The organism is Cupriavidus sp. GW822-FHT02D05 (assembly GCF_058802485.1).
The window spans coordinates 1-854 of the sequence record NZ_JBXAOE010000089.1; the positions used below are offsets into that span (position 1 = coordinate 1).

General features: G+C 65.5%; 1 protein-coding gene. It reads right to left on the reverse strand.

Annotation, left to right across the window (positions count from 1 at the left end):
• Positions 1 to 854, reverse strand: an 854-nt coding sequence (locus AC1RQK_RS40490) for a diguanylate cyclase domain-containing protein (protein ID WP_492815281.1), incomplete at both ends; no start/stop codon positions are given.

The window sequence follows — 854 nt, forward strand, 5'->3', positions numbered from 1 at the left end:
ACACCACCACCAGTTCGCCTGCGAGGCGGTAAGGTGCGGCAATCCGCTCCAGGATCGCCTGGGCAATGCCCCCGGCAACGCCGGCATCGCCCACCGCGGGCAGGATCACGGTGAACTCGTCGCCGGCCAGCCGCGCCACGGTATCCGACGCGCGCACCGATGCCGCAATGCGCCGCGCCGCCTCCAGCAGCAACAGGTCTCCCTGGTCGTGGCCGAGGGTATCGTTCACCTCCTTGAAGCGATCCAGGTCGATGAACAGCAGCGCCAGCACATCCTGCGTGCCGCGCGAACGCTCGATCTCCTGTTCCAGCCGGTCGAAGAACAGGCGGCGGTTGGGCAGATCCGTGAGCGCATCGAAATTCGCCTGGTGCCAGATGACTTCCTCCGCCTGGCGCTTCTCGGTCATGTCATGGATCAGCGCAACGCGGCGGCGCTCGCCATACGCGTGGGCCAGGTAGGTATCCACGGTCAGGTAGGCGGGAAACTCGCTACCGTCCTTGCGGCGGATCGAGAATTCGCCGCTCCATCTGCCCTTGGCTGCCACGGTGGCCCGCAGGCGGTCGACTAGCCCTGTCGCATTGCCTGCCCCGCTGACGCTATAGCCCGTGCGGCCTTTGATCTCCTCGATTGTATAGCCAGTGGCGGCGGCAAAGGCCGGATTCACGTCGATGATGGTGCCATCGAGCGACGTCACCACCATGGCCTCGCTGCTGGACGAATAGACCAGCGAAGCCAGCCGCATCTCCTCCATATGGCGCCGTCGCTCCACCATGGAGTGGCGCAGGCTGTAGTACAACAGGCCAAGCAGCAGCGTGGAAGCAATGGCGCCGGCCAAGGCAACGCGGCGATAGACC